Consider the following 25279-nt stretch of genomic DNA (forward strand, 5'->3'; position numbering starts at 1 on the left):
TTTCAGATCCGTCCGGCAATGCCGGCGCTGGTGAAGACGATCAGCTGTTCGACGAAGTCCGGGTCGAGGACCGACTTTCGGAGGGGTCGGCCGTAGCTCGGCTGATCGACGCGCGACAGCGTTTCGAGCATTCCCGACAAGCCGAGCGCCACACGGCGGCGGGCGCCGTCGTCGACGGTGCCCAATGCCCGCCCCGCGAGCTCGAAGAACAGGTGCGCCACCTCGGGGTCGATTCCCCAGGACGGGTCCTCGGTGCTGCTGAACGTCAGATAGATACGCATCCAGCGCACTCCAGCGAGGGGCTCACGCTCGATGAGTTCGACGATCGGCAATATCAGCGACTCCACCGCCTCGCGAATGGTGATGGAGCCCTTCCGGTCTCGCAGCGGGATCAGACGTTCCATGATGCTCTCGGAGATCGAGCCCGAGCGACGGCGCAGCACCGCCTCCAGCAAGCTGCGCTTGCTCGCGAAGTGGTACGACAGAGCGCGCGGGGCGACGTTCGCCTCGCGGGCGATGGCGCGCAGCGAAACGGCGTCGGGGTTGGTGTCGCCGGCCATCGCCTCGGTGACGTCGAGGATCAGCTCGCGCACGTCGACGTCGCTGCGGGGACCCCGCCGCTTTTCGACCTGCTCGCTCACGGAACCGTCACTGGCCGAGCGGATTCTGGGTGACGAACTCGCCACTCTCCACCGGAGGCGGCCACAGCGTCGAGGGCAAATCGGCATAGCGGTAGCGGCCCGGCATGTCCATCATGGGGATCCCGATGCGGTCCAGGAATGCCTGCGGTGCCTTCCCGGACTTCGCGACCTCGATGAAGGTGTGCGCGGTCGACCCGAGGTCGAACCAGTCGCGCTGCCATGCGATGCGGATCTTGCCGTCCGTCTCGTCGCGGGCGACGCCGAACCAGCTGCCGCCGATGCCGCGGATTTCGTACTCGTGTCCGTCGTCGCCGGCCAGGCCCGAGCGTTGCTTCCAGAAGCCCACGATCATGGCGCTCTCCTCGTCGAGGACGGTCGCCATGTAGTCGTAGTGCCAGCCGTCCAGCCCCTCCATTTCGGTGCCCACCGCCCAGCTACGGATCTCGTCGCGACCCATCGCCATGAAGTGTTCGTCGGGGGTGAACATCCAGCCGTAAGTGGCGTCCTCCAGGTAGGAGTCCGCCAGTATCCCCCAGTCGCCGGCCCGCTCCGCTTCGCGATTCACTTCGAGCCAACCGGCCCAGAAGTCCTTGAGTTCTGCCCGGGATAGGTTATCGCTCATAGCTGTTCCTCTTCGAGTTAGTACTGCCGATAGCGGCGTTGAACGTGCTCCTGCCGCACGCGGATTTGTTCGCGCCGCTGCTCCGGTGACACTCGGCGCGTCGACGCGGGCAGGCGTTCGCCGATTTCGTCGAGCGCAATCTTGTGGACCGCCACCGTCGGGAGCTGCTCCGTTGGCTGGGGATACGTCCAGCGGATGGTCATGTAGCCCTCGCGCAGCCCTGTGGTGTCCAGCCAGTTCGGAACGCCGGGATCGCGGTGCGCGACGACGTACCGGTAGTGGCCGTCGTCGTCGCGCTCGGCCTGGGTGCCGTTGAGACTGCTTATGTGGTTGGCGTAGTCGTGGGATTCGCCCCACATGTTGGCCAGGTGAAAACCCATGTACGCCGGCAACTCGAACACCTCGTTGTCGATGATCAGCGCCTCGTCCTCGGCCAGTTCGTAGATGCCGCCGGAGTAGACGTTGGTGCTCTGACCGCCGCCCGTCGCGAGCGATGCACCGGCCGGGGTGTTGAGGTCGTTGCGCGGCATGAAGCTGACGCCGTCGCCGTTACGGTCGCCGTAGGCCTCCAGCACCACGTCGTAAAACTTGTTCCAGAAGCGGGTCTGATTGTCGACGATCTCGCCGACGCGGACCATCGCTGCGGCTGCTGCCGCGGGATCGAGTGCGGGCGGGTGCTCACCGACCTTGTCCACCCGGCATATCAAGAGCTCGGGCGACTCCTCCCGCTCCCAGTCGTGGAACAGGAACCGCACGGTCACGTGTTCGGCATAGAACGTCTCGCCACTGCGGCGCGACGTGCGCTGCGTGACAATGAAATTGCCCGTATGACCGTCCGGCCGCTCGGGAGCCAGCAACACCTCAAACCGACCGTCCTCGTCGACGACCAGATCCGAGGAGTCGAGCCTGCCCGTGTTGCCGCGAATGCCCGGCTGCAGTTCGGCGAGATCGCCGCTGTCGCCCGCGTATCCGGTGTGAGATTCGATGATGACGTATTGGGGGGCGATGGGGCCCGACGGCGCGGGCGGCTGACCGCGCCAGTGTCGCCAGTCCTGAAGCCGGCCCGCGATGCGGTAGGTGTGCCGGCCGTCGATCGGCGTCGTGAGATACATGGCGTCCGCGTTGTCGATGGTGGCCTTGTCGATCACCTGGATGCCGCGACGGAAGTACGGAAAGGCCGGATCTCCGAAGAATGCCCGCTCGACGGCCGAGTACACGAATCCGAGCAGGTAGCGGTACCCCTCCGCGAGGTCGCGCGGCCCGGATTGCGGCGGCGCGTGCAGCTCAGGCGATTCGAGAGCGTCTCGCGCCCGTCCCAGCTGTTCGATCATCTGATCCCATGCGGCGCGCAACGCGTCGGAGTGCTCAGCTGACATGTCCCGACTCCCATCCGAATCGATCGAAGAGTGGCGCCAGCCGCGTGCGAATGTCGTCGGCCTGGAGCCCGAACTCGTCGAGGCTGTAGGCATGTCCGGAGCGGTACTCGCGCCCCTTCTCGTTGGCCAGTGCCTGCTCCAGCTCGGGCACCATGTCGATCCCGATTTCGTCGTAGACCTTGCGCATTGTGCCCGCGGGGTCGGTGACGAGATCGGCGTAGTCCACGATCGCGCTGGGGACCTCGGGGTGGGCGTCTAGCACGTTCAGTGGATGTTGGTAGTAGTGATAGGACGATTCGGCAAAGAAGCGGAACGACTTCTGCATGTCCTCGTCGGCGCGTTTGCGAGCCGACCATGCGAATTGCATCAGCTTCAGAAAGCTCGGAATCGTCTCGTAGGGATTACGTACCGGAACAACGAATCTGGCGTCCGGGAATGTCCGGATCAGACTGTCGACGCGACCGCAATGGACCGGGGCTTTGGAGAGGTGCGTCAGCTCACCGCCGTTGAGAACCAGCTGTCGGCGCAGGCATTCCTTGTAGAACTGCATGACCCGCCGCCGCTTACGCGCGGACCAGCGCTCGTCGACGTAGTAGAAGTCCAAATCTTCGGCATAGGGGTATTGGACGAGCCAATAGCCCGACGCACACGACATCGTCAGCAGGAACTCGTCCTCCTCGGGCGCGAACAGCCCTGATTCGTGCACACCTTGGCTCTTGCTGAACAGCCGCTCGTCGAGCGTATCGATGCGCCTGCGGAGCCGCCCGCCCAGTCGCTGATCCCACCTCAGGACCGCCCGCAGCACCTTCTTCTCGATGAGCGACGGGAAGAACATCTCCCAGAGCAGCACGTAGGAAAACCGCGGATCGTTGGCCATCATGCGATGCAGATACGTCGTACCGCTGCGCGCGTGACCCACCACGAAGACGGGCCGGCGAACGTCGTTGCGCCGCAACGCAGGAAAGACGATCGGGTCGAGCGGGAACGTCACCGCGTGTAGCAGGGCCATGGCCGGAACGACGAGGCACAACGTGCGGTACGAGCGGCGGCGTCGGGCCTTATCTGGCTCGCGGCGGACCAGTCGCACCATCGTCCGCCATGTGCGCCAGTCGAAGTAGAAGAAGTTGTTCATCACCGGTTGACCTTGTCGATGACATCCTGGGCGAATCGTTCGAGCCGCTCGACCTTGTCGGTCAGCGACTGCTGGTCCTCTCCCTTGATGTACGGGTTGCGGAAGCCGATTACCACGTCGGTGACACCCATATCCTCTAGGCGTTTGCACCCATCAACGGTGCGCGCATCCGGACTGACGGCGTGAATTTCGAACGGCTCGTTGGCTTTTCCGGCTCCGCGACGAAGCGTGTGCAACTTCTGGAGCATCGCCTCGAGCGCATCGTTGGGCCCTCCCGCGTGCATCCACCCGTTGCCCTTTATCGCAGCACGCCGCAGTGCGGCCTCCGAGTGGCCACCGACGAGGAGCGGGATCGGCTCCGTTGGGACGGGACATAATTTGAGCGAAGGGACGTCGTAGAAGCGGCCGTGGAACTCGAAGAAATCGCCGGACTCCAGACCTCGGAAGACGTCGATGGCCTCGTCCATCCGCGCCCCCTTATGGTCCGGATCGACACCGGCCATCAGGTAGTCGTCCGGGAAGGGGCTGGTTCCGATGCCGATGCCCAGGCCCAATCGATTACCCGTGAGCTTCGCGACCGAGAACGCCTGCTTGGCGGCCAGTACGGGAGCGCGAACCGGGAACTTCACCACGAAGGTGTTGAAACGGATGCGCTGGGTGATAGCGCCCAGCGAGGCGGCGAGGACGAACGGTTCGATGAACTCTTTGCCCTCGAGGAAGCTGCGGTCGCCGTCGGCGGTGTACGGGTAGACGGCGTCCGAATGCTCTGGATACCCGATCGAGTCGGGGATGGTGAAGCCGTCATACCCCGCGCCTTCCGCGGCCACGGCCAGGCGCGGCAGGTACTCCGCGCGCGTCATCACATCCGTGAACGTGAAACGCATCCGCCACCCCTTCCCTTCTCGCCGGGACTGATGCCATACTCACGCCAGACGTCTATTTAGTCAAGTGAGGAAATAGCGGATGTTCGATTTGAACGGCCGCGTCGCGCTGGTCACCGGCGCGGGGCAGAACGTCGGTGCGGGTATCGCGCGAACGTTGGCCGCGCAGGGTGCCGCCGTGGCGGTCAACGACTTTCACGCCGACCGCGCGGATCGCATCGCCGCGCAGATCGTCGATGCCGGCGGTGCTGCCATCGCGTTCCCGTTCGACGTGACCGACGCGAGCGCCGTCTCCGACGCCGTGACGGGGATCGCGTCCCGACTGGGCCCCGTCGACGTGTTGGTGAACAACGCGGGCACCGGCGGACCCGAGGTGCCGATGCCGATGGCTCAGTTCGCCGATACGGAGCCGGCCGATTGGGCGCCAATCATCGGGGTCAACCTATTCGGTCCGATGAACTGCGCGAAAGCCGTTCTGACAACGATGATCAGCCGCGGATGGGGCCGGATCATCACGATCTCCTCCGGCGCCGGCCAGATCGGCATGGACATCGGCGTCTCGACGTATGCGGCAGGCAAGGCGGGCATCGCCGGTTTCATGCGACATCTGGCGGTGGAGAACGCCAGATACGGCATCACCGTCAACACAATCTCGCTCGGAATCGTCCTCGAGGATGCGTCCGGGATCGCAGAGCTGGCCAAGACCATCCCGGTCGGCCGCCTGGGCACCCCGGATGAGGTGGGTGCACTGGCCGTGTACCTGGCCTCCGACGAAGCGGCCTGGATGACAGGTCAGACCATCGGACTGAACGGCGGATCGCTGGTCATCTGAGGGTTCATCGCGGCGGCGGAGCGAATCCTGATTGCGCCACCGAAACCGAGGTGCTGCTGCCGATCTCACCGCGCTCGTCGAACAGGATCGCCGAACCGGTCGCGATCCCGTCCCGGGTGGAATGGCCCTGCGATGCCAACCCGATCAGCTCCCCCTTCGGCAGGCGACTCAACGTGAGCGTGTAATCGGCATTGATGAACTTCAGGCCCTCTGAGCTCCAGTTGACAAGGGAGGCAGTCACATCCGCGGCCATCGCGGCACGGGTGAAGGGCGTCAGCGGCTCATCCTCGAACAACGGCTGCGTCAACCGCAGCCACGTGTACTTCCGATCACCGTCGTACGGCCAGTCGTCGTCCGGGTTCTGGATCTCCAGCCCCCAGCCGTAGGTGCGGACGAACAACGGATTGGCATTCGCCTGCGTATCCGTGGGAATCGGCGGCATTTGGACCTCGGGCGACCAGATGGTCCCCGACGGTTGGTCGCCGCGACGAAGGAACAGTCCCGTCGCCTGTCCGACGAGCTTGCCCTCCTGCCGGATGACCGCTTCGACGAGTCGCAGCCGCTTACCGCTGCGAATCTCGCGGGTCTGCACCTCAACGGGCTCGATGGCGGCGGGCCTCGGGAGGTCGACGGTCAGTCGCGCGGGCAGGAACTCCTCGTCGTCGACGACTCGTTCGACAGCCCAACCCAGGAGGCCGCCCACGACGTGCCCGCTGATCAGCGGACCCCAGCCGCCCCTGGCGATCGAACGCGGGTGGTAGCCGTCTCCACGACGGTCGAAGTATGCGGTCTCCGGCGCGATTGTCGAGGCCAACGGTGATGCTCCTACGATTCGGGTGTCTAACTAAATCGCATTCAGTATCACCTAGCGCCGTGCGCCGGCCGCTCTTGCCCTAAAGGGTTGATCGCACGCACCTGGTGCAGGTAATCAACCCCGTCAAGCGCGCTGAGCCTGCAGCATCCCGGCGAACCTCTGCCCGATCAGCTGATGCGTCGCCGCGTCGGGATGCAAATTGTCGGGCAGCGGATGCACCTCCGCGTCCGCTGGGCCGTAGAGCGTCAGACCGTCGACGTAGCTGATCTGCGGATCGTCGACCTGCCTGCGGGCGACGATCGCGGCCAACTCAGCACGGATGTACGTGAGCGTCAGCCGTCCCAGTCCACCCGGCCGCGTCGCCTCCGCCGGATCACCCGTCGCGACGAATCGCATTTCGCCGCGTGCAAGCGCATCGACGTCGAAAGCACCTGGCCCCGGCGTGGTTTCGTGAATCGGGCAGTACAGCGGACCGATGACGATCAGCGGCGTTTCGGGTTGCCCGTCGCGGATGGTGTCCAGAAAGCCGTGCACAGCGGGACCGAAAGCACGCTTCCGCATGAGATCCGCGTTCACCAGATTGATGCCCAGCTTGACGCTCACGACGTCGGCGGGCTGATCCCGGATAGCGCGGGCGACGAACGGGTCGAGCATCGCGCTCCCCGAGAACCCCAGGTTCACGAGATCCAGTCCCGCCACACTGGCGGCGAGCGCAGGCCACGTCGTACTCGGACTCGCGGCATTCGACCCCTGGCTAATCGAACTCCCGTGGTGGACCCAGCGTTTCCGATTTTCCGGCAGCGCGCCGATCGCAGCGTCCGCGCGCAGCGTCACCAGCTCGATGCGCTCGTGATGCGGCAGCCAGATCTCGACGTCTTTGTCACCTGTTGGCAAGTCGAACCTGATGGTCGCGACCGGCCCTGGCTCCGTCCGGGTTTCCCCGGTGGCCGGATCGATGCGCACCACGTCGCCGCCGCTCGTGGCCGCCTGCCGGGCCAATCGGCCGTTGACCACGAGATCGACTGTGCCGTCGGGCCGCTGCGGCACCTCGACGAGGACGACCCGCGTTCGGATGACGTCGAGCTCGAGCACCGTCGCCGCCGTCCGAAGCGCGAAACGCACTCCGGACGGCTGCGATTCCGCTCCGAGCAACTGCGGATCGTCGCACTGCGCCCTTGCCCTTGCAGGGAGACGGTGCGGTAGCCAGCCCCGCTCCGTGCGCTCGAGGTTGACGAGTCCGCGCAGCAGGTCGGCCTCGATCGGGTGCTGGATCAGCTTCTCGCCTCCACTGTTTGGCCGACCATCCGCTCGTTCGCCTCATCGGCGACGATGCGCCGCCGATTGGCACGCCGCACTGCCCAGTAGACCACCAGCAGCGCCAGCGCCAACAGCGGGTAACCCATCGCGATCCGGGCGAACGCCAGCCATCCGGTGGATCCGGCATCGTAGAGCGAGTCCTGGACGACGAACCGTGCGACGAAGACGGCGACGAAGGCCAGCGTCGCCACGTCGAACGTATGCAGCACGGTCTTGTCGCGTCGCCACTGCGGATCCGGACCCGCACTGCGCATCAGATTCCAGATCACCCCGACCAGTGGCCGCCTGATCACCAACGACACCGTGAACACCGCGGCCATGATCAGGCTGAACCAAATGCCCGGCAGGAAATAGCCTTCCGCCGATCCGGTGTAGAACGCGATCACTGCCGCGACGACGACGCCGAGCAGCCCCGACACCGCCGGCTGCAGGGGCTCCTTGCGGAGCAGCCTGAGCACGATCAGTCCCGCGCTTGTGCCGACGGCGACCACGACCGCCGCGTTCAGCCCCGCGATCGCGTTGACTATCACGTAGGCGAGGGTCGGGATGCTGGCGTAGACCAGGCCGGACACGCCACCCATCCGTTCGAGCAGCGTCGGAGTCTCGGTCATGCCTTCCGCTCGCCGAGGTGTTTCGCCAGGAACCGGTCGACGGCGTTCCACATGTCGATCACGTTGTCCGGGTTGACGAATCCGTGCCCCTCGTCCTCTTTGACCATGTACTCGACCTCGACCCCGCGGCCACGCAGGGCCTCGACGAGGTTGTCTGATTCGGCCTGCACAACGCGAACGTCGTTGGCGCCCTGGACAACCAGCAGCGGGGTGCGAATCTGGTCGACCTTCGTGATCGGTGAACGCGCCAGCATGTCGGCCAACTGCGCCGGATCGTCCGGGTTGCCGACGAACAGGTGCCAGTTGTTCGCCAGGTGCGGACGCGCGATCTCGGGCAGCGTCCGCATGAAGTTGGACAGGTCCGAGATGCCGACGTAATCGATCGCCGCGGCGAAGACGTCCGGGGTGAACGTGACGCCGACGAGCGTCGCGTAACCACCGTAGGAGCCACCGAAGATAGCCACCCGCTCCGGATCCGCGTAGCCCTGGTCGACGGCCCAGTTGACACCGTCGATCAGATCGTCGTGCATCGTGCCCGCGAACTGACCGATCGCGGCCTTCTGGAACGCCTTGCCGTATCCGGCCGAGCCGCGGAAGTTGACCTGCAGCACCGCGTATCCGCGGTTGGCCAGCAGTTGCACGCCGGGGGCGTATATCCACCCGTCGCGCGCCCACGGCCCGCCGTGCACGGTCAGCACCAACGGCAGATTCTTCGGCTCCACCCCGACGGGCAGCGTGAGATACGAATGCAGGTCCAGCCCGTCACGCGACGGAATCGTCACCGGAATCATCGGCGCCAGCTGGTCGGGATCCAGATGCGGATACGGACGGAGCAGCTCCCTACTCTCACCGGTGCCGTGGTCGTAGAGGTACGTGACGCCCGGCTCACGATCGTGGGTGTAACTGACCACCCACCTCCGTCCGCTGATGTCGGAGGACAGCGCGCCGATATCGCCATCGGAAAGCTTCTCCAGGGCTCCGAGGACGTCACCGAAATGCGGATCTAGCGCGTGAATGACCTGTCGCTCACCGAGATAGCGGACGCCGAGCAGTTCACCGGTGGCTCGGCTCTGGATGAGCGGCTCGGGCAGGCCCGCCCACACTTGCGCCCGAGTGTCGACGTCGAACGTCGGGTGGCTGTCGACGGCGTACTGCTTGCCGTCGGCCACGTCTAGCCGGACCAGCCGGGTGCGGTCGGTGCCCTCGTTAGAGCCCATCCAGATCCCGCTGCCGTCGGGCGTGACGACCATGGGATACATGCCCATGGTGTAGTCCTTGCCGTCGTAGTGCGCGATGGAGTGCAGCGATCCGGCGTCCCACTTCAGGACTTCGAGATCGCCTTCGCGATTCAGCTTCGTCGCGAACAGGTCGCCGCGGCGGCTCGCCAGCCATGCGATCACGTCGCCTGGATTCTCGGCGAGCATCGTCAGCTCACCCGAAGCGATATCGAGTTCGTAGGCGTCCATCTGCGTCGGACCGCGCTTGTTGGAGTAGACGAGGGCCTTGCCCGGCTTGTCGGGCAGCTCGAAGTACGACATGACGCCCGGAAACGGGGTGAGGTCGACGGCAGGGGCGTCAGGATTCTCGAGGTCGACGCGCAAGACGTGCCAGTTCTCGTCGCCCCCGGCGTCCTGCATGTACAGCAGCCAGCGAGGGTCGTCGGTCCACGAGAAGTGCAGAATGCTGCGGGTCGCGTCGGCGGTGACGCGCCGGGCGTCGGCGCCGAACTCGTCGGCATCCGCGGACGCGACCCAGATGTTCATCCGGTCCTGCCACGGCGCCAGGTAGGCGACGCGGGTGCCATCGGGTGAGATCGCGGCCGCTGCCCTGACAGGCGACTTGAACAGGTCCTCGACGGAGATGAGCTCAGGTTTCGACATGCCTCCATGTCACACCCGGACGCTGCGGCACAGTCAAGTCGCACGGAATGACCCATGATGGAACCGTGGCCTGGAGCACCCGTGAGATCGCCGAACTCGCCGGCACCAGCCTGCGGGCCGTGCGGCACTACCACCAGGTGGGCCTGCTGCCCGAGCCCGAACGGCGCAGCAACGGATACAAGCAGTACGGCGTGGCACACCTGGTCCGGCTGGTGCGCATCAAACGGCTGGTCGATCTCGGCTTCTCACTCCCCCAGATCGCCGCGATGGGCGAATCCGACGATCACCCCCAAGAGGCGCTGCGCGAGCTCGACGCCGAACTGGCGGAGACGATCGAAAGGCTGCAGCGGGCCCGCGACGAACTCGGCCAACTGCTGAAGCACTCGGCACCCACCGATCTGCCACCCGATTTCGTCGCACCGGATACCGCCGCGAAGATGACCGACGCCGATCGCAAGCTCGTCGTCGTGCTGAGCCGCGTGCTGGGGCCGCGCGGCAGGCAGACCTACGCCGACATGATGCGTGAGACGCCCGAAGACCCCGCGGCCACCGAGCTGGACAACCTGCCCGCCGACGCCGACGAGGCGACGCGGAAGGGCCTCGCCGAGCGGCTCGCCCCGTACATCCTGGCGGTACGTGAGGCCCATCCCGGATTGAACGACTCACGCGCAGATGCCCCACGCGGTAAGCGCTTCGCGGACAAGGCGATCGACGACGCCATGGCCGACCTCTACAACCCGGCGCAGCTGGACGTCCTGCGCCGCGCGGGCGAGATCGTCCGCCGCCTAGCCGCCGAGGGTGGGTAGCGGCAGCGGTGCGAGACGGTAGCTCGGCGGTTCGCTGCCGTGCAGATGCCGGACGAAGTAATCCCAGGTGCGGCGCAGGAAGTAGTGCTGGCTGCCGATCAGGGCATGCTCCGCGCCGGGGATCATGATCAGGTCGAAGTCCTTATCCGCCTTGACCAGTGCATCGACCAGCCGCATCGTCATATACGGATGGGCGTTGTCGTCGAGCTCACCGTGAATGAGCAACAACTTGCCCTTCAGGTTGGCGGCGAGGGTCGCGTTCGAGATCGCCTTCATTGCTTCCTCGGTGACGTCGCCGTGGTAGTGCTCGGCCCACATCGCCAGGTTGATGGCGTTGTCGTGGTTACCGGACGTCGCGACGGCCACGGTGTAGAAGTCGGGGTACATCAGCACAGCGCGGGCGGCGGCGTAAGCACCCGCGGACTGGCCGGTGATCCCGACGCGGCGGGTGTCGAGCCACGGATACCGGTGGCCCAGTTCACGGATGGCGGCGACGTGGTCGTCCAGGGCGCCTGCGTTGCCCAGGTCGCCGTAGGAGTGGTCCTGAAACGCCTTGCCGCGCGCCGCTGTTCCCCGCCCGTCGATGGCGACGACGGCGAACCCGAGAGCGGCGAAGGCCTCCGGCTCGCCCTGGTGCGGCGGATCGAACGACGGCCCCGCCCGGTAGATCTGCGGACCCGGGTAGATGTGCTCGACGATCGGGTAGCGCCGGTCGGGGTCGAAATCGTGTGGCCGCCAGAGCATCCCGTAGATCGGCGTCTTGCCGTCGGCCGCAGTGGTGCGGAATCGTTCCGGAGGGCTCCAGCCCAAGGCCTGCAGGGCATCGGTGTTCGGCGACTCAAGCGCGACGAGTTCCCGCCCGTCACCGTCGAGGACGACCGAGCGCGGCGGTACGCTCGACGAGGATGCGCGGTCGACGATATAGCCGCCTTTGAGCGGGCTGATCGCGTCGTGGTCCAGATCGTCGTCGGTGAGGCGGGTGAATCCGGAACCGTCGAGGTTGATGCGGCAGATCTGCCGCAGATAGGGATCGTCGTCGACGAGCCCGCTCGCGACGAACCACAGCTGCCTGCGGTCCTCGTCGACCCACAGCAGCCGGCTGACAAGCCACTGCCCCTTGGTGATTCGGGTGTTCTCCTGGCCGTCGCCCGAATAGAGGTAGAGGTGGCCCCAGCCGTCGCGCTGCGACCACCACACGATCTCGCCCGACTCCAGCACATGCACCATGTGCGGATCGCCAAGTTGCACGGCGGGGTCGACGCGCGTCTCGCCGGTTTCGCTGATCAGTGTGGCTGTCGCGCCGGTGACCGGATCGAGCCGGCGCAGTTGCAGGGTCCGGGCATCGCGGGAGTGGTGCAGGAAATGCACCGACTCACCAGCCTTTCCAGTCCACCACGCATACACCAGCGCGGTGTTGTGCATGATCGGCCACGGTTCGTCGTGCTGACGGACCACGGTGCGTTCGGCGACGTCCACGACGTTCCACGTCATCATCGCCACCGCGTTCTCACCAGGCATCGTGTAGCGGGTGCGGTGTTCCACCGGGCGGCGACCATCGGCGGGTGTCGACTCGACGAGCACCAACTCCGGCAGATCCCGTTGGTCGATGCGCTGCACCAGGATTCGGGTGGAGTCGGGCGACCAGTGGAAGAACGACAGGGGCGGCAGGCCGAGGATCCGCATCAGCGCCTTCGCACCCGTGGTTTCGGGCAGCCCGCCGTAGTCGAACAGCGGCTCGGCGTCGTCGGTGAGCGCGAACTCGTCGCCACCGTCTGCCGGCCGAACCCAGATGTTGCCATCGCGGCGGACCGCGATCCACGCCTCGTCCGGCGACGGCACCTCTCCGGGCAGTTGCTGCACGTCATCGGTTCGCTCGCCGAGGCCGTCGTCGTCCGACCACGTCCACTGCTTCTCGAACGCGGCGAACCGCGCGGTGCCGTCGTCGCGGATCTCGACCGCGGCGATGGGCAGATCGTCGCCGGTCGTCGCGTGGCCGGATTCCTCCGCCAGCGCCACGGCCAACCGATCGTGGTCGAACGCCGCACGCCGGGTGCCCTCGGCGGGATTCACCACGACGTAGCGGGTGCCGACCTTGTACCAGAAGCGCTTACCGTCGGAGAGCCACTGCGGTTGCAACGCGCTGCCCGGCACCTTGCGCGCCCGGTAGGGCGCGAGCATCTGCTCGGCGCGCGCGTAGTCGGAGCCGGTCAGGGTTTGCGTCGAGGGGTCGGCGGTCACGTCTTCCATGCAACACCCGGACGTAGGGGCACACTCAAGTCATTTGACCCTGCCGCAGCGTCACAGCCTTTCGTGGCGGTATGCCTCCTGTCGCCGTCGCCTACCTGAGCTCGCATTTTCTGAGCTTTCTCGGGAACGGAATCCTCGCCGTCGCGCTGCCGCTGATCGTGCTCAAGACGACCGGCAGTCCGCTGAGCGTCGGCGCGGTCTCGACGGCGACCGCGGTTCCCGCACTCCTCGTCGGGCTGGCCGCCGGGGTGCTGATCGACCGGGTCAACCGCCGGTCCTGCTCGATCCTGTCCGACGTCGTCTCGGCGGGCGCGGTCGCGGCCATCCCCGTGGTCGATCTGCTGTGGGGCCTGAACATGACGTGGCTCGTCGCACTCGCCATCGTCGGATCGTTCGGCGATGTACCGGGGATGACGGCCCGGCAGGTGATGGTCCCTGCGGTGGCCCGGCACGCGGGCGTGTCATTGGAGCGGCTCATCAGACTGCGGCAGTCGATGACGTCGATGGCGCTGGTGATCGGCCCCGCCGCCGCCGGCACCTTGCTGTCGCTGTTCGACAGCAGCACCGTGCTCTTCGTGACCGCGGCGACATCTGCGGCCGCGGCGCTGATCACGGCCACGATGCCGCACCGCCTCGGTCGTGTCGATACCGATGCCGCACATCGGGATTCGCTGTGGACGCAGCTGGCGGCGGGAGCCTCGGCACTGCGCGGCAGCAAGTTCCTCACCGGCACCGTGACACTCACGGTGGGTCTGGCAGTCGCGCTCGGCGGCTTGCAGGGCATGGTGCTGCCCCTGCATTTCAGCGTGATCGCGCGGCCCGATCTGCTCGGCTTCGTGCTTACCGCGCTGGCAATCGGAATGCTCTTCGGATCAACCACTTTCGCCGCCGTCGGCACCCGCAGATCGCGACGATTCTGGATGACAGTCGCGCTGATCGGGACGTCGGTGGGATTCCTACTGATGGCGACGCTCGTCTCGCCGGCCTGGATCTTCGCGGGAGCCGCGGTGCTGGGCTTGGCCAACTCGGCACTCGGGGCGGTGTTGGGCGTGCTGCAGGCCGAGCGCATCCCGGACGGAATCCGCGGCCGGGTGCTCAGCCTGCAGAACGCCGCTCTGCAGGTCGCCGCCCCGGCTGGCATCGGGCTCGCCGCGGTCGTCGCCGAATACGGGTCACCGATCGCCGCCGGCCTCGCGGTCTTCGCCGTGTGGCTCGCGATCGTTCTGAGCCTCGCCCTGTCGCGGGCGCTCACAGACCTCGAACCGTCGGCCGACCGCAATCTCGCGCGGTCAGTGGGCGAGCAGATTCACGAGCCGGCTGAACACGCTCGGTAACGCCTGTGCGGCAGGCACGATGGCTTTGCGCACCGGCGCGCGGGCGCTCGCCGCGAGCAGCGCCGCGGTGAGCATCCGATAGCGGCGAGTCAGCCTGCGCCACTGCGGGTCGTAGTCATCTGGACGGTCGCGCAAAACGCAGTCCACCAGCAGTTCGGCGGCTCCGAACGCCAAGCCCATGCCTTCGCCGGTGATCGCGTCGATGTAGCCGGCCGCATCGCCGACCAAGAGCACCCGGCCCGCTGTCCGGCTGCGAACATTCTGACGTAACGGTCCCGCGGCCCGGTCCTGACCGTGCGAGTGGCCGGCGACCCTGTCGCGGAGTTCGCCGAAGGGTTCGAAGCGCTGGTCGAACCCACCGCGACCGGCACTCAGGATTGCGATCCCGACGCAGTCGTCGGCCACCGGCGTCACATATGCCTCTGCAGTGCGAGACCAATGCACCTCAACCGAATCCGTCCACGGCGCCATCTGAACGTGCCGCCGGATCCCCCACCGACGCGGACCCGTCGTGGGTGCGGACAATCCCATTGCCTTGCGAATCGGTGAGTGCAGTCCATCCGCCGCCGCCAGGTACCTGGCCTCGCATCCCGCGGCGGACACCGAGTCTGCGCGCTGAGTGATCCCACCCAACTCCCCGTGCACCAGCTTCACCCCTGCCGCCTCGGCAGCCCGCATCAGCGCTGTGTGCAGGACGGTCCTGCGCACGCCGCGCCCGACGCCCGCATGGAACGCCGCATCGACCCGTCGGTCACCGTCGAGGTAGCTGATTCCACGCAACGGCCGGCCCTCGGCCGCCACACCGAGCCGGTCGAGGTGCGCGAGTGTGTGGGGCATCATGCCTTCGCCACAAGCCTTGTCCAGCAGTCCCGCTCGTCGTTCAACGACGGCGACGTCGAGCCCGGCCCGCGCGCCGTAGAGCGCCGTAGCCAGGCCTGCGGGGCCACCGCCAGCGACCAGGAGGTCGATCATGACAGGCTCGCGAGCGCGCCGTTCTCGACCTTGATGCGGGTGCGCAGCAGTTCCGCTTTCAGGACGGTGAACACCAGGGCGGTGATCCACGCCGAATGCACCAGCGGCAGCGCGATTCCCTCGAGGACGACCGCGACATAGTTGGGGTGCGGTATCACCCGGTACGGTCCGCCGGTCACCCGAGTGGCACCGGGCACGACGATGACGCGGGTGTTCCACTGATGCCCCAAAGTGGCGATGCACCACCAGCGCAAAACCTGCGCGGCCACCACGATGGCCAGCATCGGCCAGCCCAACGCAGGAATGAAGGGCCGCTGAAATGCGAACACCTCGATCAGGCACCCCGCGAGCAGGCTCACATGCAATACGACCATCACCGGATAGTGGCCGGTTCCGAACTCGACTCCCCCGCGCTCCCGGCTCCATGCCCAGTTGCGTTTGGAGACAATCAATTCGGCCAGCCGCTCGACGGCGATGACCGCGATCAACCCGACATACCAGTACATGCTCACCGCCACCGCAGCAGAACAAGCTCGGAGCAAAAACCCGGGCCCATGGCCATCAGCACTCCCGGACTGCCCGCGGGCGGACACTTGGCCATCGTGTCGCGCAGTACATGCAGCACCGACGCTGACGACAGGTTTCCGACCTCGGCCAACGAGCGCCAGGTCAGTTCCAGCGCATCCTCGGCCAGACCCAACGTGGAGACGATCGCCTCGATCACCTTCGGGCCTCCGGGATGGCTCACCCACGTCGCGATGTTGTCGAGCGTTAGGCCATGTGCCGCAAGAAATCCGACGACGTCATCGGCCAGATAGCGCTCGACCACGGCGGGCACGTCGGGCGATAACACCAGCCGAAATCCGGTGGCCCCCACATCCCAGCCCATGGTGCGCAGCGAATCCGGATAGAGGTGGCCACGCGAATCGACCACCTCGGGACCGGACGCAACGATCCGGTCGGCCCTGCGATCGCCGACCGCGACGACGGCCGCGGCGCCATCCCCAAAAAGCGCACTGCCGACCAGGGTGGCCATCGACGGCTCGGATTTCGGCATCAGCGAGCACAGTTCCACCGCGAGCAGCACCGCGACACCATTCGGATCGCCACGAAGATAGTCATGCAGGCGAGCGGTACCAGCCGCACCCGCTACGCAGCCCAGCCCGAACAGAGGCACCCGACGGACGTCCGGGCGCAACCCGATCCGCCCTGCGATCCGCGCGTCGACGGTCGGGACCGCGAGCCCCGTGACCGTCGTCGTCACGAGTACGTCGACATCGGAGGGTTGCAGCCCTGCCTCCTCGAGCGCCCCGGTGATCGCGGCACACCCGAGTTCGACCGCATACTCGATGAAAACGTCGTTGGCGGCGCCGAAATCGGTCAGCCCGGCATAAGCCTCCAGTGGCAGGACCATATGTCGGCTGTCGACCTTCGCAGTCCCATGTACTGCGCGGATGAAATCTTCATGCTCCGAGAAACCTGGCATCGCCACTAGCGCATCGGTCACTTCGGCTTGCGTATAACGGCGTTTCGGTAATTCACCACGAACCGCTGCAATGACAGTCATGTCCTACTCTCCCTTTCCTTGGACACGCAATCCGGCTCCCGCTGGTTCACTGCCGACCGACGCGAGGCCGTCTTCGATGCCGAAGCGGTGGTGAATCCTGGACATCCATTTGGGAGCCCACCAGTTCCACTCGCCCATGGCATGCATGAACGCCGGGAGCAGCACCATGCGGACCAGGGTGGCGTCGACCAAGACCGCCAAAGTCAGACCGAGGCCGAACATCCGCATGAATGACACCTGAGCAGCGATCAGCGCGGCGAACGAGATGCACATGACGACGGCCGCGGCCGTCACAACCCGGCCGGTGCGCGCGATCCCCAGCGCGACGCTCTCGTCACTGTTCGACGTCGTCAGCCAGTACTCGCGGATACGCGAGACCAAGAAGACCTCGTAGTCCATCGAAAGCCCGAAGGCGATACAGAACAACAGCACCGGAATGCTGACGACGAGAACTCCGGTCGTGGTCGTCCCCAGTCCGCCGAGGTGCCCGTCCTGGAAGATCCACACCATGGCGCCGAAGGCCGCGGAGAGCGACAGCACGTTGAGCACCAATGCTTTCAGCGGGATCATCACGCTGCCGGTGAGCAGGAACAGGACCACGAACATAATCACCGCGATGAGCCCGAGCACGACCGGCAGCCGAGACGTGATCGCGTCGACGCTGTCCCGGTTCACCTGCGCGGTGCCCGCGAGAAGTACATCCCGGCCGCCGGGCCCGCGGACTGCATGGAGGGCGTCGAGCTGCGCCTCCGAGGATTCGGAGAACAACGGCGAGGTGCTGTGCACGGTGAGGTAAGCGCTTCCGTCGCGCACGCGGACCGGCGTCACCGCCGCGACATCGGCAACTGCGGCGAGGTCCGTCGCGTATCGGCCGAACTCGGCCGTGGTCACGCCACTCGCGTCGGGTACAGCGATGCTGACGGAGGTTGTGGAGTCGTCGGGGAAATAGGCGCGTAGTTCGTCGCCAACCTGGTGCGCGGATGCCGACTTGGGGAGCACCCGGTCGTCGGGGAAACCCCATTTCACTCCGAGGAACGGAGCGCCGAGCAGCACGAGCAGGACGACGACGGCCAGTCCGGCCGGCAACGCGCGCCGCATGACGGCTTTGGTCCAGCGGTAGAGGAACTGTTGCTCGACGGTATGCACCGACGGATCCGGCCGCTTCAATAGTCGGCGGGTCAGTCGGCGAATATCGAAGGCCTGCAACCGGTCACCCAGCACCACGAGTGCCGCCGGCGTCACGAACAGTGCGGCAACTGCAGCGAAAGCGACGGTCGCCACCCCCGCGTAGGCGAATGACTTGAGGAACGACATCGGGAAGATGATCATCACAGCCATCGACAAAGCCACGATCGTCGCCGAGAACACGACGGTGCGCCCTGCAGTCGCCATAGTCGTCACCAGCGCGTCCTCCCGGTCGGCGCCCCCAGCCAACTCGTCGCGGTACCGACTGATGATCAGCAGGGTGTAGTCGATCGCCAGAGCCAAACCCATTGCAGCGCTGAGGTTCAGCGCAAAAATGGATACGTCTGCGAAAGTGGACACGCCGCGGAGCACGGCAAGGGCTCCCAGAATCGCCAGACCGCCCACCGCAAGCGGAATCGCTGCGGCCAGCGCGCCGCCGAACACCCAGACCAGGGCGACGAAGCTGAGCGGAATCGCCAACGACTCCATGAGCAGCAGGTCGCGCTGCGACTGTTCGGTGATTTCGACATTCACCATCGCTTCACCGCCCGCGCGTACCGCGACATTGTCGCGGTCGCGAACGAGCCTGTCCGACAGATCCTTTGCGTACTCCTGGGTCTCACTCTCAGCGCCGGCGATACCGACCACGATCAACCCGGAAACGCCGTTGCTGCTGACCAGCGCCGCGCGCTCGGGTTCGGGTGTGGTCCACAGCGACGTGACCGATGCGACGTGCGGCGAGCGACTCAGTTCGTCGACCAGTTCGGTTCCTACCTCGCGCGCGGAAGGCCCCACGGCACCGTCCGCGGCGCTGACTGTGATCACCATCTGAACGTCGCCGGCGCCGAACTTGTCCTTCAGCAGCGCCTTCGCATGCGCGGACTCCGATGAGGGGTCCTCGAATCCACAGGCGCACAGACTCTTTGCGACAGGGACCCCGAAGATGCCGGCCGCCACCGCGACCAATGCGGCGAGGACGAGCATCCGCCGAGGGGCGGCGACGGCGAGGCGCGCGATGCGTCGCAAGATTCCATCCTTCGAGCCCGGGGCTGCGCCGTGCCCAGCCGGGAGTACTTGCTTTCGCCCAATGATGTCAACCACGAGACCACCCGCCTCATCTACCTTCTCAACAACTGTTGATATTTGTCATCAGTCGATGACTTAGCACTTTAGAACCACCTCGGCACTAAGTCAACAGCTGATGACATAGCATTTGACGATGGCTACTCCGAGACCCCGCAACGCCGCCAAGACTCGGGCCGACATTTTGGCGGCCGCACGCCGCCGTTTCGCGACCGACGGGTACGAACCCACCACGCTGCGCGCCATCGCGGCCGACGTCGGTGTCGACGCCGCGCTGGTCAGCCGCTACTTCGGCAGCAAGGAAGACCTGTTCGCGACCGCGACCGAGTTCAAGATCGATCTGCCGGATCTGGAAGGCGCTGAGGCGGAGGACATTCCGGGCATGTTGTTGCCGCGGTACTTCGCGGTGTGGGAGGACGACCACACGTTCCTTGCGCTCCTGCGCGCCGCGGGTACCAGCCGCGTCGCCGCGGAGACGATCAACGAAACCCTGGCCACGAACGTGGCTCCGGCACTGCAGGCCATCACACCCGACAACGACAGTGTGCGCATCGCTCTGACAGACGCGTTCGTCATCGGTCTGGCAATGACGCGCTCGGTCCTCGCCAATCCGCCGATCGCGAACCTCAGTCGCGAAGAGCTCAGCAGGTGGGCCGGACCCGTCTTTCAGCAGTTGCTCGTCGGCCCGCCACCGCCTTAGCGCCGTCCGGGCTCAGACCCGTTCGGCCCGGGTGACCGGAATCATCGCGAGTTCGGAAATCGGCACCGGGTACCCGAACAGATGGCCCTGGGCCAAGCGGCCGCCCGCACGATGCACCGTGTCGGCCTGCGCGGCAGACTCGATACCTTCGACGATCACGGTCAATCCGAGCTCGTCGCACAGTCCGATGACCGAGCGATACAACGTCAGGTCACGGGCCTGATCGCTCGTCGCCAGACCGCGGTCCAGCTTCACGATCTGCACCGGCAAGGAGTGCATGTACATCAGCGAATTGAATCCCGCGCCGAAATCGTCCAGTGCAACCTTTACTCCAAACTCGTTGAGCCGCTTGATCTGCGCCGCAGCATGAGCGAGGTCCACGATCGGCAGCGTCTCGGTGATCTCCACGACCAGACGGCTCGGCGGGAGGTGGTGCCGCGTCAGCACCTCGCGCACCTGTCGCTCGAATGCGGGATTACCGAGGCGACCGGCGCCGATGTTCACGTGGATATCGAGGTCGAGACCCGCCTGCCGAACGTCACGGCACGCCATGTCGAGCACCAGCGCATCAAGGTCTGCCGCGAGCCCCGCCGCCTCCGCCGCGGCAACGAATGTCTCGGGTGACATCTCGATTCCGGTCGGCGTTGTCCACCTCGCCAGAGCTTCGACCGCCACCGGTTGGCCATCGGGCAACTGCACCAGGACCTGATAAACGAGGCGGAAGCCGGGCGGAGCATCTCCGTCGGCGTCACGAAGCGCCGTCGGGAAATCGATGGTCGCTCCGGAAGACGGTTGATACACCACCGCGGTGTCCTTGCCGAGCCGCTTGCCCGCGTACATCGAGATATCGGCCTGCCTCAGCAGATCGTCGGACGTCTGGGCCACGCCGTCTGCCCCGGGCCTGACCAAACCCATACTGGCCTTGACCCGCACCGCGGATCCATGCAGCGCGAACGGATCCCGCAGGGCGACACGCAGCCGCTCCGCAGCGTCTTCCAGGTGTTCTGACTCGCCGTCGATCAATATCGCGAACTCGTCTCCGCCGATCCGTGCCAGCATGTCGGTGTCGCGAACACACCGTTTGAGGCGCCCCCCGATGGCGCACAACAATTCGTCGCCGGCCGCGTGGCCGAAGCGGTCGTTCACGTCTTTGAAGTCATCGAGGTCGACGAAGATCAGCATGAATTCGCCGTCACGCATCGCCTCGTCGAGCCGCTCGGCGAACAGAATTCGATTGGGTAATCCGGTCAGCGCATCGTGGTGTACCTGGTACGCCAACCGTCGCTGCGCGCGATACAGGCGCTGCGTCACCAGGTTCTGAGCACGCGTTGCCACTATCTGGCGGGCAGCCACCAACATGACCATAGCTACCGCGGCGCCGACTGCGAGCGGCTTCAGTTCCTGCCCGATCAGCACGTGAAACGCGAAAAGCGCTGCGATCCCGACAAATCCGCTGTAGGGCAGGATCAGCTGTGCCCAGTCGCTGCCGCGGTTCGCACGATCCCCGCCCCGCGGCCACGACTCGAGCATCGCGAAGGCGATCATCAGCGGACCGACGATCAGCCCGACCCCAGCCCACAATTCGCCGCTCTCGATGCCCACTGATCGGAAGTAGGCGATCATCCGGTCGGCCGCAGCCATTGTCACAAGACCGCCGGCCATGAGCAGATAGGTCGCCCGAGATGGGCGGCTCGGGTCGTAGATCATCGCGACCAGGACCACCGCGGCGATGATGACCACCTCGACGAGCACAAAAAAGATCTCGACGGCCACGATTTCGGACCGGGGCACCGCGCCAATCGAGCCAGTGCGGAAGCCACTCATGGCCGCCAGGATCAGGAACGCAACGCCGGCGACGACCCCGTCGAGGATGTTGGCGACGGAGAGGATCCGCGACTGGCTGCTTGCCGTTCCGGCCACCCTGTCGCTGGCACTCACCAGCAAGATCACCGCGACTCCAGCCAGCGCGGTAGCCGTCAGATAAGCGAGGCTTGCACCCACTCGAACCACCCCGCTGGCGCTGGTCCACCACAGCACCTGACCAAGCAGCCAGCACACCGCTGCCGCCGCGAAGACCAGTCGCCACCAGCGGGCCCTCGCGCTGACGCGCCACGCCGTGATGATGGCCCAGGACGCCGCGACAAGGCCGGTGGTCAACTGCAATATCGCTTCGCCCCGATGGGCCACTTCCTCGCCCCAAAACGCCATCGCGTTGATCACCGCCAGCGCCGTGACGACGACGGCGAGGTCGATGAGGCGCAACCGTCTGCCGTTGGTGGACACGCGCCTCCTCTCCCCGTGAGTGACCTGCTTCTTAGGCCCCGAGATACAGGGACGACCGCTAGCCGGCAGCGATCATCGCGACTGCCGTCAACGCTAGCGCCATCCCTATAGTTTGCGAGCGAGTTACCCGCTCACGGAGCAACACAATTGCAAGTAGCACGGTTGCGGCCGGATAAAGAGCGATCAGTACCCCCGCAAGCGACAGCATTCCGGACTGCAGGGCCAGCAGCGTAGCGACGTTCGCGATCGTGTCGAGCACCGCAGCCGTGAGTGCAAGCCGCAACGGCACGCCCCGTTCGATGACCAGGTTCGCGGTGAGCGCGGCCGCGAACAGCACGATCGCCGTGGCGGCGAGCCTTCCGAACACCAGGGGCCACAGCTTGGCCTCGACCGGCACCTGGTCGAGCAGGACGAAGTTCATTCCGAACGCGACACCGGAACCGATCGTCAGCCACGCGACCTTCGCAGTGAACGTGTGGGGCCTGACGTCCTCATCGGAAGCTTCCCGGCTCACGAGTACCACCGCCACCAACGCCACGACGGCGCCCGCGATCGCCACCCAACTCGGCCGCTCACCGAGCGCCAGGCCAACGCCCACCGGAATGCCCGCGACGAGAATCGCGGTCAACGGTGACACCACCGAGATCGGTCCCGCGCCCAACGCGGCGTAGAACCACCAGACGCCGAAAGCCTGCGCGACACCGGAAGTCAGCCCCCACACCACCGCCGGAGTCGAGACCACTCCCCCGGCCGGTATCGCGATGACCGTCAGCAGGATCAGCGCCACCGGATAGGAAAGGACCACTACCCGCAGCGCGGCGACCCGCCGTGAGGCGATACCACCCACGAAATCGCTTATGCCGTAACCGAGCGCCGCAATCAGCGCGGTGACGAAGCTGATCAGGTCATGCCCTTGGCCCGGCGGCCGAGTTCGCGGGTGATCTCGCGGTCCGCATCGCGCTTGGCGATGTCCTGCCGCTTGTCACGAGCTTCCTTACCGCGAGCCAACGCCAGCTCGACCTTCACCTTGCCGTCGGAGAAGTACAGCGACAGCGGAACGAGGGTGAGATTGCCGTCGCGGATCCGCCCGATGAGATTGTCAATCTGGCTGCGGTGCAACAACAATTTGCGGTTGCGCCGCGGCGTGTGGTTGGTCCAGCTGCCGTGGTGATACTCCGGGATGTGCAGGTTGCGCAGCCACACCTCGCCGTCATCGATGGTGGCGAACGCGTCGGCCAACGAAGCCTGCCCGTCACGCAGGCTTTTCACCTCGGTACCCACCAGCTGCACGCCGGCCTCGAACGTCTCGAGTACCGAGTAGTTGTGCCGCGCTCGCCGGTTCGTCGCGACGACTTTGTTGTTGGACTTTGCGGAGTCGGCTGCAGGGCTTGATTTTCGGGCCATGGCTATCTTCGGACGTACAGCCGCAGCGTGACGTACGCGGTGATGCCCGACATCGCGAGGCCGAGGAACAACATCCACGGCGCACTGAAATACAGGACGTCCGCGTAGTCCACCTTGGCGATCAGATTCGCCCGATAGAACTGGTCGAGAGCACTTTCCAGGAACAAGGCCCGGACCAGGATGAGCCCGACGATCGCGATGACAACTCCGACGAACGCCGCCAGCATCGCCTCGACAAGGAACGGCAGCTGGGTGTACCAACGGCTGGCACCGACCAATCGCATGATGCCGATCTCGGTGCGGCGGGTGTACGCGGCCACTTGAACCATGTTGGCTATCAGGAGAATTGCTCCGATCGCCTGCACGAACGCCACAGCGAACGCCGCATTCCTGACGCCGTCGAGGACGGCGAACAGCCGATCGATCAACACCTTCTGGTTGAGCACCTGCTGCACCCCGGGCTGGCCGGCCATGGCCTCGTCGAACTGCTGATGCTGTTCGGGGTCGTCCAGCTTGACGATGAACGACGACGGGAACGCGTCCTGTCCGGCGAACTCCTTGAACTCCGGGAACTTCTTCACCGCATCGGCATAAGCCTCTTCGCGGTTGAGAAACCGCACCGAGCGCACGTCGTCGCGGTCCTCGATCTGCTGACGCAGAGCCTTGCACGGATCGGCGTCACAGGTGGGGTCGTTCGCGGAGACGTCGTTGGTCAGGAAAACCTGGCTCTCGACCCGGTCCAGATAGATGTCACGCGACTGGTCGGCCAACCGCACGACGAGCAGACCGCCGCCGAACAGGCCGATCGAGATCGCGGTGGTGAGGATCATCGCGATCGTCATCGTCACATTGCGACGGAAACCGGTGAGTACCTCATTGATGAGGAATCCGAAGCGCACTAGCGATCCATTCCGTAGACGCCGCGCTGCTCATCGCGAACCAGCCGGCCAAGTTCCAGCTCCACGACGCGCTGCCGCATCGAGTCGACGATGTGGTGGTCGTGGGTCGCCATCACCACCGTCGTCCCGGTGCGGTTGATGCGCTCGAGTAGATCCATGATGTCCTTGCTTGTCTCGGGGTCGAGGTTGCCGGTGGGCTCGTCAGCAAGCAACACCAGCGGCCGGTTGACGAACGCCCGGGCGATCGCCACGCGCTGCTGTTCACCGCCGGACAGCTCGGTGGGCAGCCGGTTGGCCTTACCAGACAGGCCGACCATCTCCAGCACATCGGGCACCACGCGGTTGATCACCTCGGAGCGCTTCCCGATGACCTCGAGCGCGAAGGCGACGTTCTCGAACACCGTCTTCTGCTGCAAGAGGCGGAAGTCTTGGAACACACAGCCCAGCACCTGCCGCAGGCTGGGGACGTGGCGGCCCGGCAACTTGTTGACGTGGAACTTCGACACCCGGATGTCCCCCGACGAGGGCGTCTCCTCGGCGAGCAGCAGCCGCATGAACGTCGACTTGCCTGAACCCGAGGGGCCGATGAGGAAGACGAACTCACCCTTGTCGATCTTGACCGACACATTGTCGAGCGCGGGTCGCGCTGACGATTTATACATCTTCGAGACGTGGTCAAGGGTGATCATCACG

At 65.8% G+C, this 25279-nt stretch carries 23 protein-coding genes; 4 read left to right on the plus strand and 19 right to left on the minus strand.

The window, feature by feature from the left end:
* Positions 1–2: 2 nt before the first annotated feature.
* The 5 genes from ACIA48_RS10770 to ACIA48_RS10790 are packed head-to-tail and all read right to left on the minus strand — an operon-like array spanning position 3 to position 4655.
* Entirely contained in the window at positions 3–641 is a 639-nt protein-coding gene (locus ACIA48_RS10770) for a TetR/AcrR family transcriptional regulator (protein ID WP_396730516.1), read from the minus strand.
* Positions 642–648: 7 nt separating this feature from the next.
* A complete protein-coding gene (locus tag ACIA48_RS10775; RefSeq protein WP_396730518.1) occupies positions 649–1263 on the minus strand; it encodes a nuclear transport factor 2 family protein in 615 nt (204 codons plus the stop codon).
* A 17-nt stretch (positions 1264–1280) separates the two neighbouring features.
* Positions 1281–2639 carry a hypothetical protein gene (locus ACIA48_RS10780; protein WP_396730520.1) on the minus strand — a complete coding sequence of 453 codons (1359 nt, stop codon included), beginning with the start codon at positions 2637–2639 and terminating at the stop codon, positions 1281–1283.
* Complete coding sequence (locus tag ACIA48_RS10785; protein ID WP_396730772.1) at positions 2629–3771, minus strand: sulfotransferase family protein; 1143 nt, start codon at positions 3769–3771, stop codon at positions 2629–2631. The genes ACIA48_RS10780 and ACIA48_RS10785 overlap by 11 nt, the downstream gene beginning before the upstream one ends.
* A complete protein-coding gene (locus tag ACIA48_RS10790) occupies positions 3771–4655 on the minus strand; it encodes a TIGR03619 family F420-dependent LLM class oxidoreductase (RefSeq protein ID WP_396730522.1) in 885 nt (294 codons plus the stop codon). Before ACIA48_RS10790 ends, ACIA48_RS10785 begins: the two co-directional genes overlap by 1 nt.
* 79 nt (positions 4656–4734) lie before the next feature.
* On the opposite strand from ACIA48_RS10790, the gene ACIA48_RS10795 reads away from it, so the two are divergent.
* Complete coding sequence (locus tag ACIA48_RS10795; protein WP_396730524.1) at positions 4735–5484, plus strand: SDR family NAD(P)-dependent oxidoreductase; 750 nt, start codon at positions 4735–4737, stop codon at positions 5482–5484.
* A gap of 4 nt (positions 5485–5488) precedes the next feature.
* Here the strand turns inward: ACIA48_RS10795 and ACIA48_RS10800 are convergent, their stop codons facing one another.
* The 4 genes from ACIA48_RS10800 to ACIA48_RS10815 form a co-directional block, all read right to left on the minus strand.
* Positions 5489–6298 carry a thioesterase family protein gene (locus tag ACIA48_RS10800; protein ID WP_396730526.1) on the minus strand — a complete coding sequence of 270 codons (810 nt, stop codon included), beginning with the start codon at positions 6296–6298 and terminating at the stop codon, positions 5489–5491.
* Between the two features lie 123 nt (positions 6299–6421).
* Complete coding sequence (locus tag ACIA48_RS10805; protein WP_396730774.1) at positions 6422–7573, minus strand: SGNH/GDSL hydrolase family protein; 1152 nt, start codon at positions 7571–7573, stop codon at positions 6422–6424.
* The gene (locus ACIA48_RS10810) at positions 7570–8226 is read right to left on the minus strand and encodes a DUF3159 domain-containing protein (protein ID WP_396730528.1); all 657 of its coding nucleotides are present in this window, start codon (positions 8224–8226) and stop codon (positions 7570–7572) included. The genes ACIA48_RS10805 and ACIA48_RS10810 overlap by 4 nt, the downstream gene beginning before the upstream one ends.
* Positions 8223–10106 carry a S9 family peptidase gene (locus ACIA48_RS10815; RefSeq protein WP_396730530.1) on the minus strand — a complete coding sequence of 628 codons (1884 nt, stop codon included), beginning with the start codon at positions 10104–10106 and terminating at the stop codon, positions 8223–8225. The genes ACIA48_RS10810 and ACIA48_RS10815 overlap by 4 nt, the downstream gene beginning before the upstream one ends.
* Positions 10107–10153: 47 nt before the next feature.
* On the opposite strand from ACIA48_RS10815, the gene ACIA48_RS10820 reads away from it, so the two are divergent.
* Positions 10154–10912 carry a MerR family transcriptional regulator gene (locus tag ACIA48_RS10820; protein WP_396730532.1) on the plus strand — a complete coding sequence of 253 codons (759 nt, stop codon included), beginning with the start codon at positions 10154–10156 and terminating at the stop codon, positions 10910–10912.
* Here the strand turns inward: ACIA48_RS10820 and ACIA48_RS10825 are convergent.
* Entirely contained in the window at positions 10892–13159 is a 2268-nt protein-coding gene (locus tag ACIA48_RS10825; RefSeq protein ID WP_396730534.1) for a DPP IV N-terminal domain-containing protein, read from the minus strand. The genes ACIA48_RS10820 and ACIA48_RS10825 overlap by 21 nt on opposite strands.
* Positions 13160–13230: 71 nt before the next feature.
* Between ACIA48_RS10825 and ACIA48_RS10830 the strand changes: the two genes are divergently transcribed.
* On the plus strand, positions 13231–14493 hold the full coding sequence (locus ACIA48_RS10830) for an MFS transporter (RefSeq protein ID WP_396730536.1): 1263 nt from the start codon (positions 13231–13233) through the stop codon (positions 14491–14493).
* Here ACIA48_RS10830 and ACIA48_RS10835 read toward each other — a convergent pair.
* Genes ACIA48_RS10835 through ACIA48_RS10850 form a run of 4 tightly spaced genes read right to left on the minus strand, consistent with a single transcriptional unit; the run spans position 14449 to position 19246 of the window.
* The gene (locus ACIA48_RS10835; RefSeq protein ID WP_396730538.1) at positions 14449–15465 is read right to left on the minus strand and encodes an NAD(P)/FAD-dependent oxidoreductase; all 1017 of its coding nucleotides are present in this window, start codon (positions 15463–15465) and stop codon (positions 14449–14451) included. The two genes, ACIA48_RS10830 and ACIA48_RS10835, sit on opposite strands and share 45 nt — an antisense overlap.
* Positions 15462–15971, minus strand: coding sequence for an isoprenylcysteine carboxyl methyltransferase family protein (locus ACIA48_RS10840; protein ID WP_396730776.1), 510 nt, complete (start codon positions 15969–15971; stop codon positions 15462–15464). Before ACIA48_RS10840 ends, ACIA48_RS10835 begins: the two co-directional genes overlap by 4 nt.
* 2 nt (positions 15972–15973) lie before the next feature.
* Positions 15974–17032 carry a type III polyketide synthase gene (locus ACIA48_RS10845; RefSeq protein ID WP_396730540.1) on the minus strand — a complete coding sequence of 353 codons (1059 nt, stop codon included), beginning with the start codon at positions 17030–17032 and terminating at the stop codon, positions 15974–15976.
* A 3-nt stretch (positions 17033–17035) separates the two neighbouring features.
* A complete protein-coding gene (locus ACIA48_RS10850; protein ID WP_396730778.1) occupies positions 17036–19246 on the minus strand; it encodes an MMPL family transporter in 2211 nt (736 codons plus the stop codon).
* A gap of 190 nt (positions 19247–19436) precedes the next feature.
* On the opposite strand from ACIA48_RS10850, the gene ACIA48_RS10855 reads away from it, so the two are divergent.
* Positions 19437–20000 (plus strand): TetR family transcriptional regulator, encoded by a 564-nt coding sequence (locus tag ACIA48_RS10855; protein ID WP_396730542.1) that lies wholly within the window; start codon positions 19437–19439, stop codon positions 19998–20000.
* A 12-nt stretch (positions 20001–20012) separates the two neighbouring features.
* Here the strand turns inward: ACIA48_RS10855 and ACIA48_RS10860 are convergent, their stop codons facing one another.
* The 5 genes from ACIA48_RS10860 to ftsE are packed head-to-tail and all read right to left on the minus strand — an operon-like array spanning position 20013 to position 25275.
* Positions 20013–22283: a putative bifunctional diguanylate cyclase/phosphodiesterase gene (locus ACIA48_RS10860; RefSeq protein WP_396730543.1), complete on the minus strand. Its 2271-nt coding sequence runs from the start codon at positions 22281–22283 to the stop codon at positions 20013–20015.
* A 58-nt stretch (positions 22284–22341) separates the two neighbouring features.
* On the minus strand, positions 22342–23163 hold the full coding sequence (locus ACIA48_RS10865; protein WP_396730780.1) for an EamA family transporter: 822 nt from the start codon (positions 23161–23163) through the stop codon (positions 22342–22344).
* Positions 23164–23183: 20 nt separating this feature from the next.
* Positions 23184–23687, minus strand: coding sequence for an SsrA-binding protein SmpB (smpB, locus tag ACIA48_RS10870; protein WP_099039023.1), 504 nt, complete (start codon positions 23685–23687; stop codon positions 23184–23186).
* A 2-nt stretch (positions 23688–23689) separates the two neighbouring features.
* Positions 23690–24586, minus strand: coding sequence for a permease-like cell division protein FtsX (gene ftsX, locus ACIA48_RS10875; protein WP_396730545.1), 897 nt, complete (start codon positions 24584–24586; stop codon positions 23690–23692).
* The gene (gene ftsE, locus ACIA48_RS10880) at positions 24586–25275 is read right to left on the minus strand and encodes a cell division ATP-binding protein FtsE (protein WP_396730782.1); all 690 of its coding nucleotides are present in this window, start codon (positions 25273–25275) and stop codon (positions 24586–24588) included. Before ftsE ends, ftsX begins: the two co-directional genes overlap by 1 nt.
* Positions 25276–25279 lie beyond the last annotated feature (4 nt).

The sequence above is a fragment of the Mycobacterium sp. NPDC051804 genome, assembly GCF_044452905.1.
Taxonomy (GTDB): Bacteria; Actinomycetota; Actinomycetes; order Mycobacteriales; family Mycobacteriaceae; genus Mycobacterium.

Excerpts from the sequence above, each read along its gene's own strand:
- ACIA48_RS10775 (WP_396730518.1), bottom strand. The coding sequence starts at position 1,263 with ATGAGCGATAACCTATCCCGGGCAGAACTCAAGGACTTCTGGGCCGGT.
- ACIA48_RS10780 (WP_396730520.1), bottom strand. The coding sequence starts at position 2,639 with ATGTCAGCTGAGCACTCCGACGCGTTGCGCGCCGCATGGGATCAGATG.
- ACIA48_RS10785 (WP_396730772.1), bottom strand. The coding sequence starts at position 3,771 with ATGAACAACTTCTTCTACTTCGACTGGCGCACATGGCGGACGATGGTG.
- ACIA48_RS10790 (WP_396730522.1), bottom strand. The coding sequence starts at position 4,655 with ATGCGTTTCACGTTCACGGATGTGATGACGCGCGCGGAGTACCTGCCG.
- ACIA48_RS10795 (WP_396730524.1), top strand. The coding sequence starts at position 4,735 with ATGTTCGATTTGAACGGCCGCGTCGCGCTGGTCACCGGCGCGGGGCAG.
- ACIA48_RS10810 (WP_396730528.1), bottom strand. The coding sequence starts at position 8,226 with ATGACCGAGACTCCGACGCTGCTCGAACGGATGGGTGGCGTGTCCGGC.
- ACIA48_RS10815 (WP_396730530.1), bottom strand. The coding sequence starts at position 10,106 with ATGTCGAAACCTGAGCTCATCTCCGTCGAGGACCTGTTCAAGTCGCCT.
- ACIA48_RS10820 (WP_396730532.1), top strand. The coding sequence starts at position 10,154 with ATGACCCATGATGGAACCGTGGCCTGGAGCACCCGTGAGATCGCCGAA.
- ACIA48_RS10825 (WP_396730534.1), bottom strand. The coding sequence starts at position 13,159 with ATGGAAGACGTGACCGCCGACCCCTCGACGCAAACCCTGACCGGCTCC.
- ACIA48_RS10830 (WP_396730536.1), top strand. The coding sequence starts at position 13,231 with ATGCCTCCTGTCGCCGTCGCCTACCTGAGCTCGCATTTTCTGAGCTTT.
- ACIA48_RS10835 (WP_396730538.1), bottom strand. The coding sequence starts at position 15,465 with ATGATCGACCTCCTGGTCGCTGGCGGTGGCCCCGCAGGCCTGGCTACG.
- ACIA48_RS10840 (WP_396730776.1), bottom strand. The coding sequence starts at position 15,971 with ATGTACTGGTATGTCGGGTTGATCGCGGTCATCGCCGTCGAGCGGCTG.
- ACIA48_RS10845 (WP_396730540.1), bottom strand. The coding sequence starts at position 17,032 with ATGACTGTCATTGCAGCGGTTCGTGGTGAATTACCGAAACGCCGTTAT.
- ACIA48_RS10855 (WP_396730542.1), top strand. The coding sequence starts at position 19,437 with ATGGCTACTCCGAGACCCCGCAACGCCGCCAAGACTCGGGCCGACATT.
- smpB (WP_099039023.1), bottom strand. The coding sequence starts at position 23,687 with ATGGCCCGAAAATCAAGCCCTGCAGCCGACTCCGCAAAGTCCAACAAC.
- ftsE (WP_396730782.1), bottom strand. The coding sequence starts at position 25,275 with ATGATCACCCTTGACCACGTCTCGAAGATGTATAAATCGTCAGCGCGA.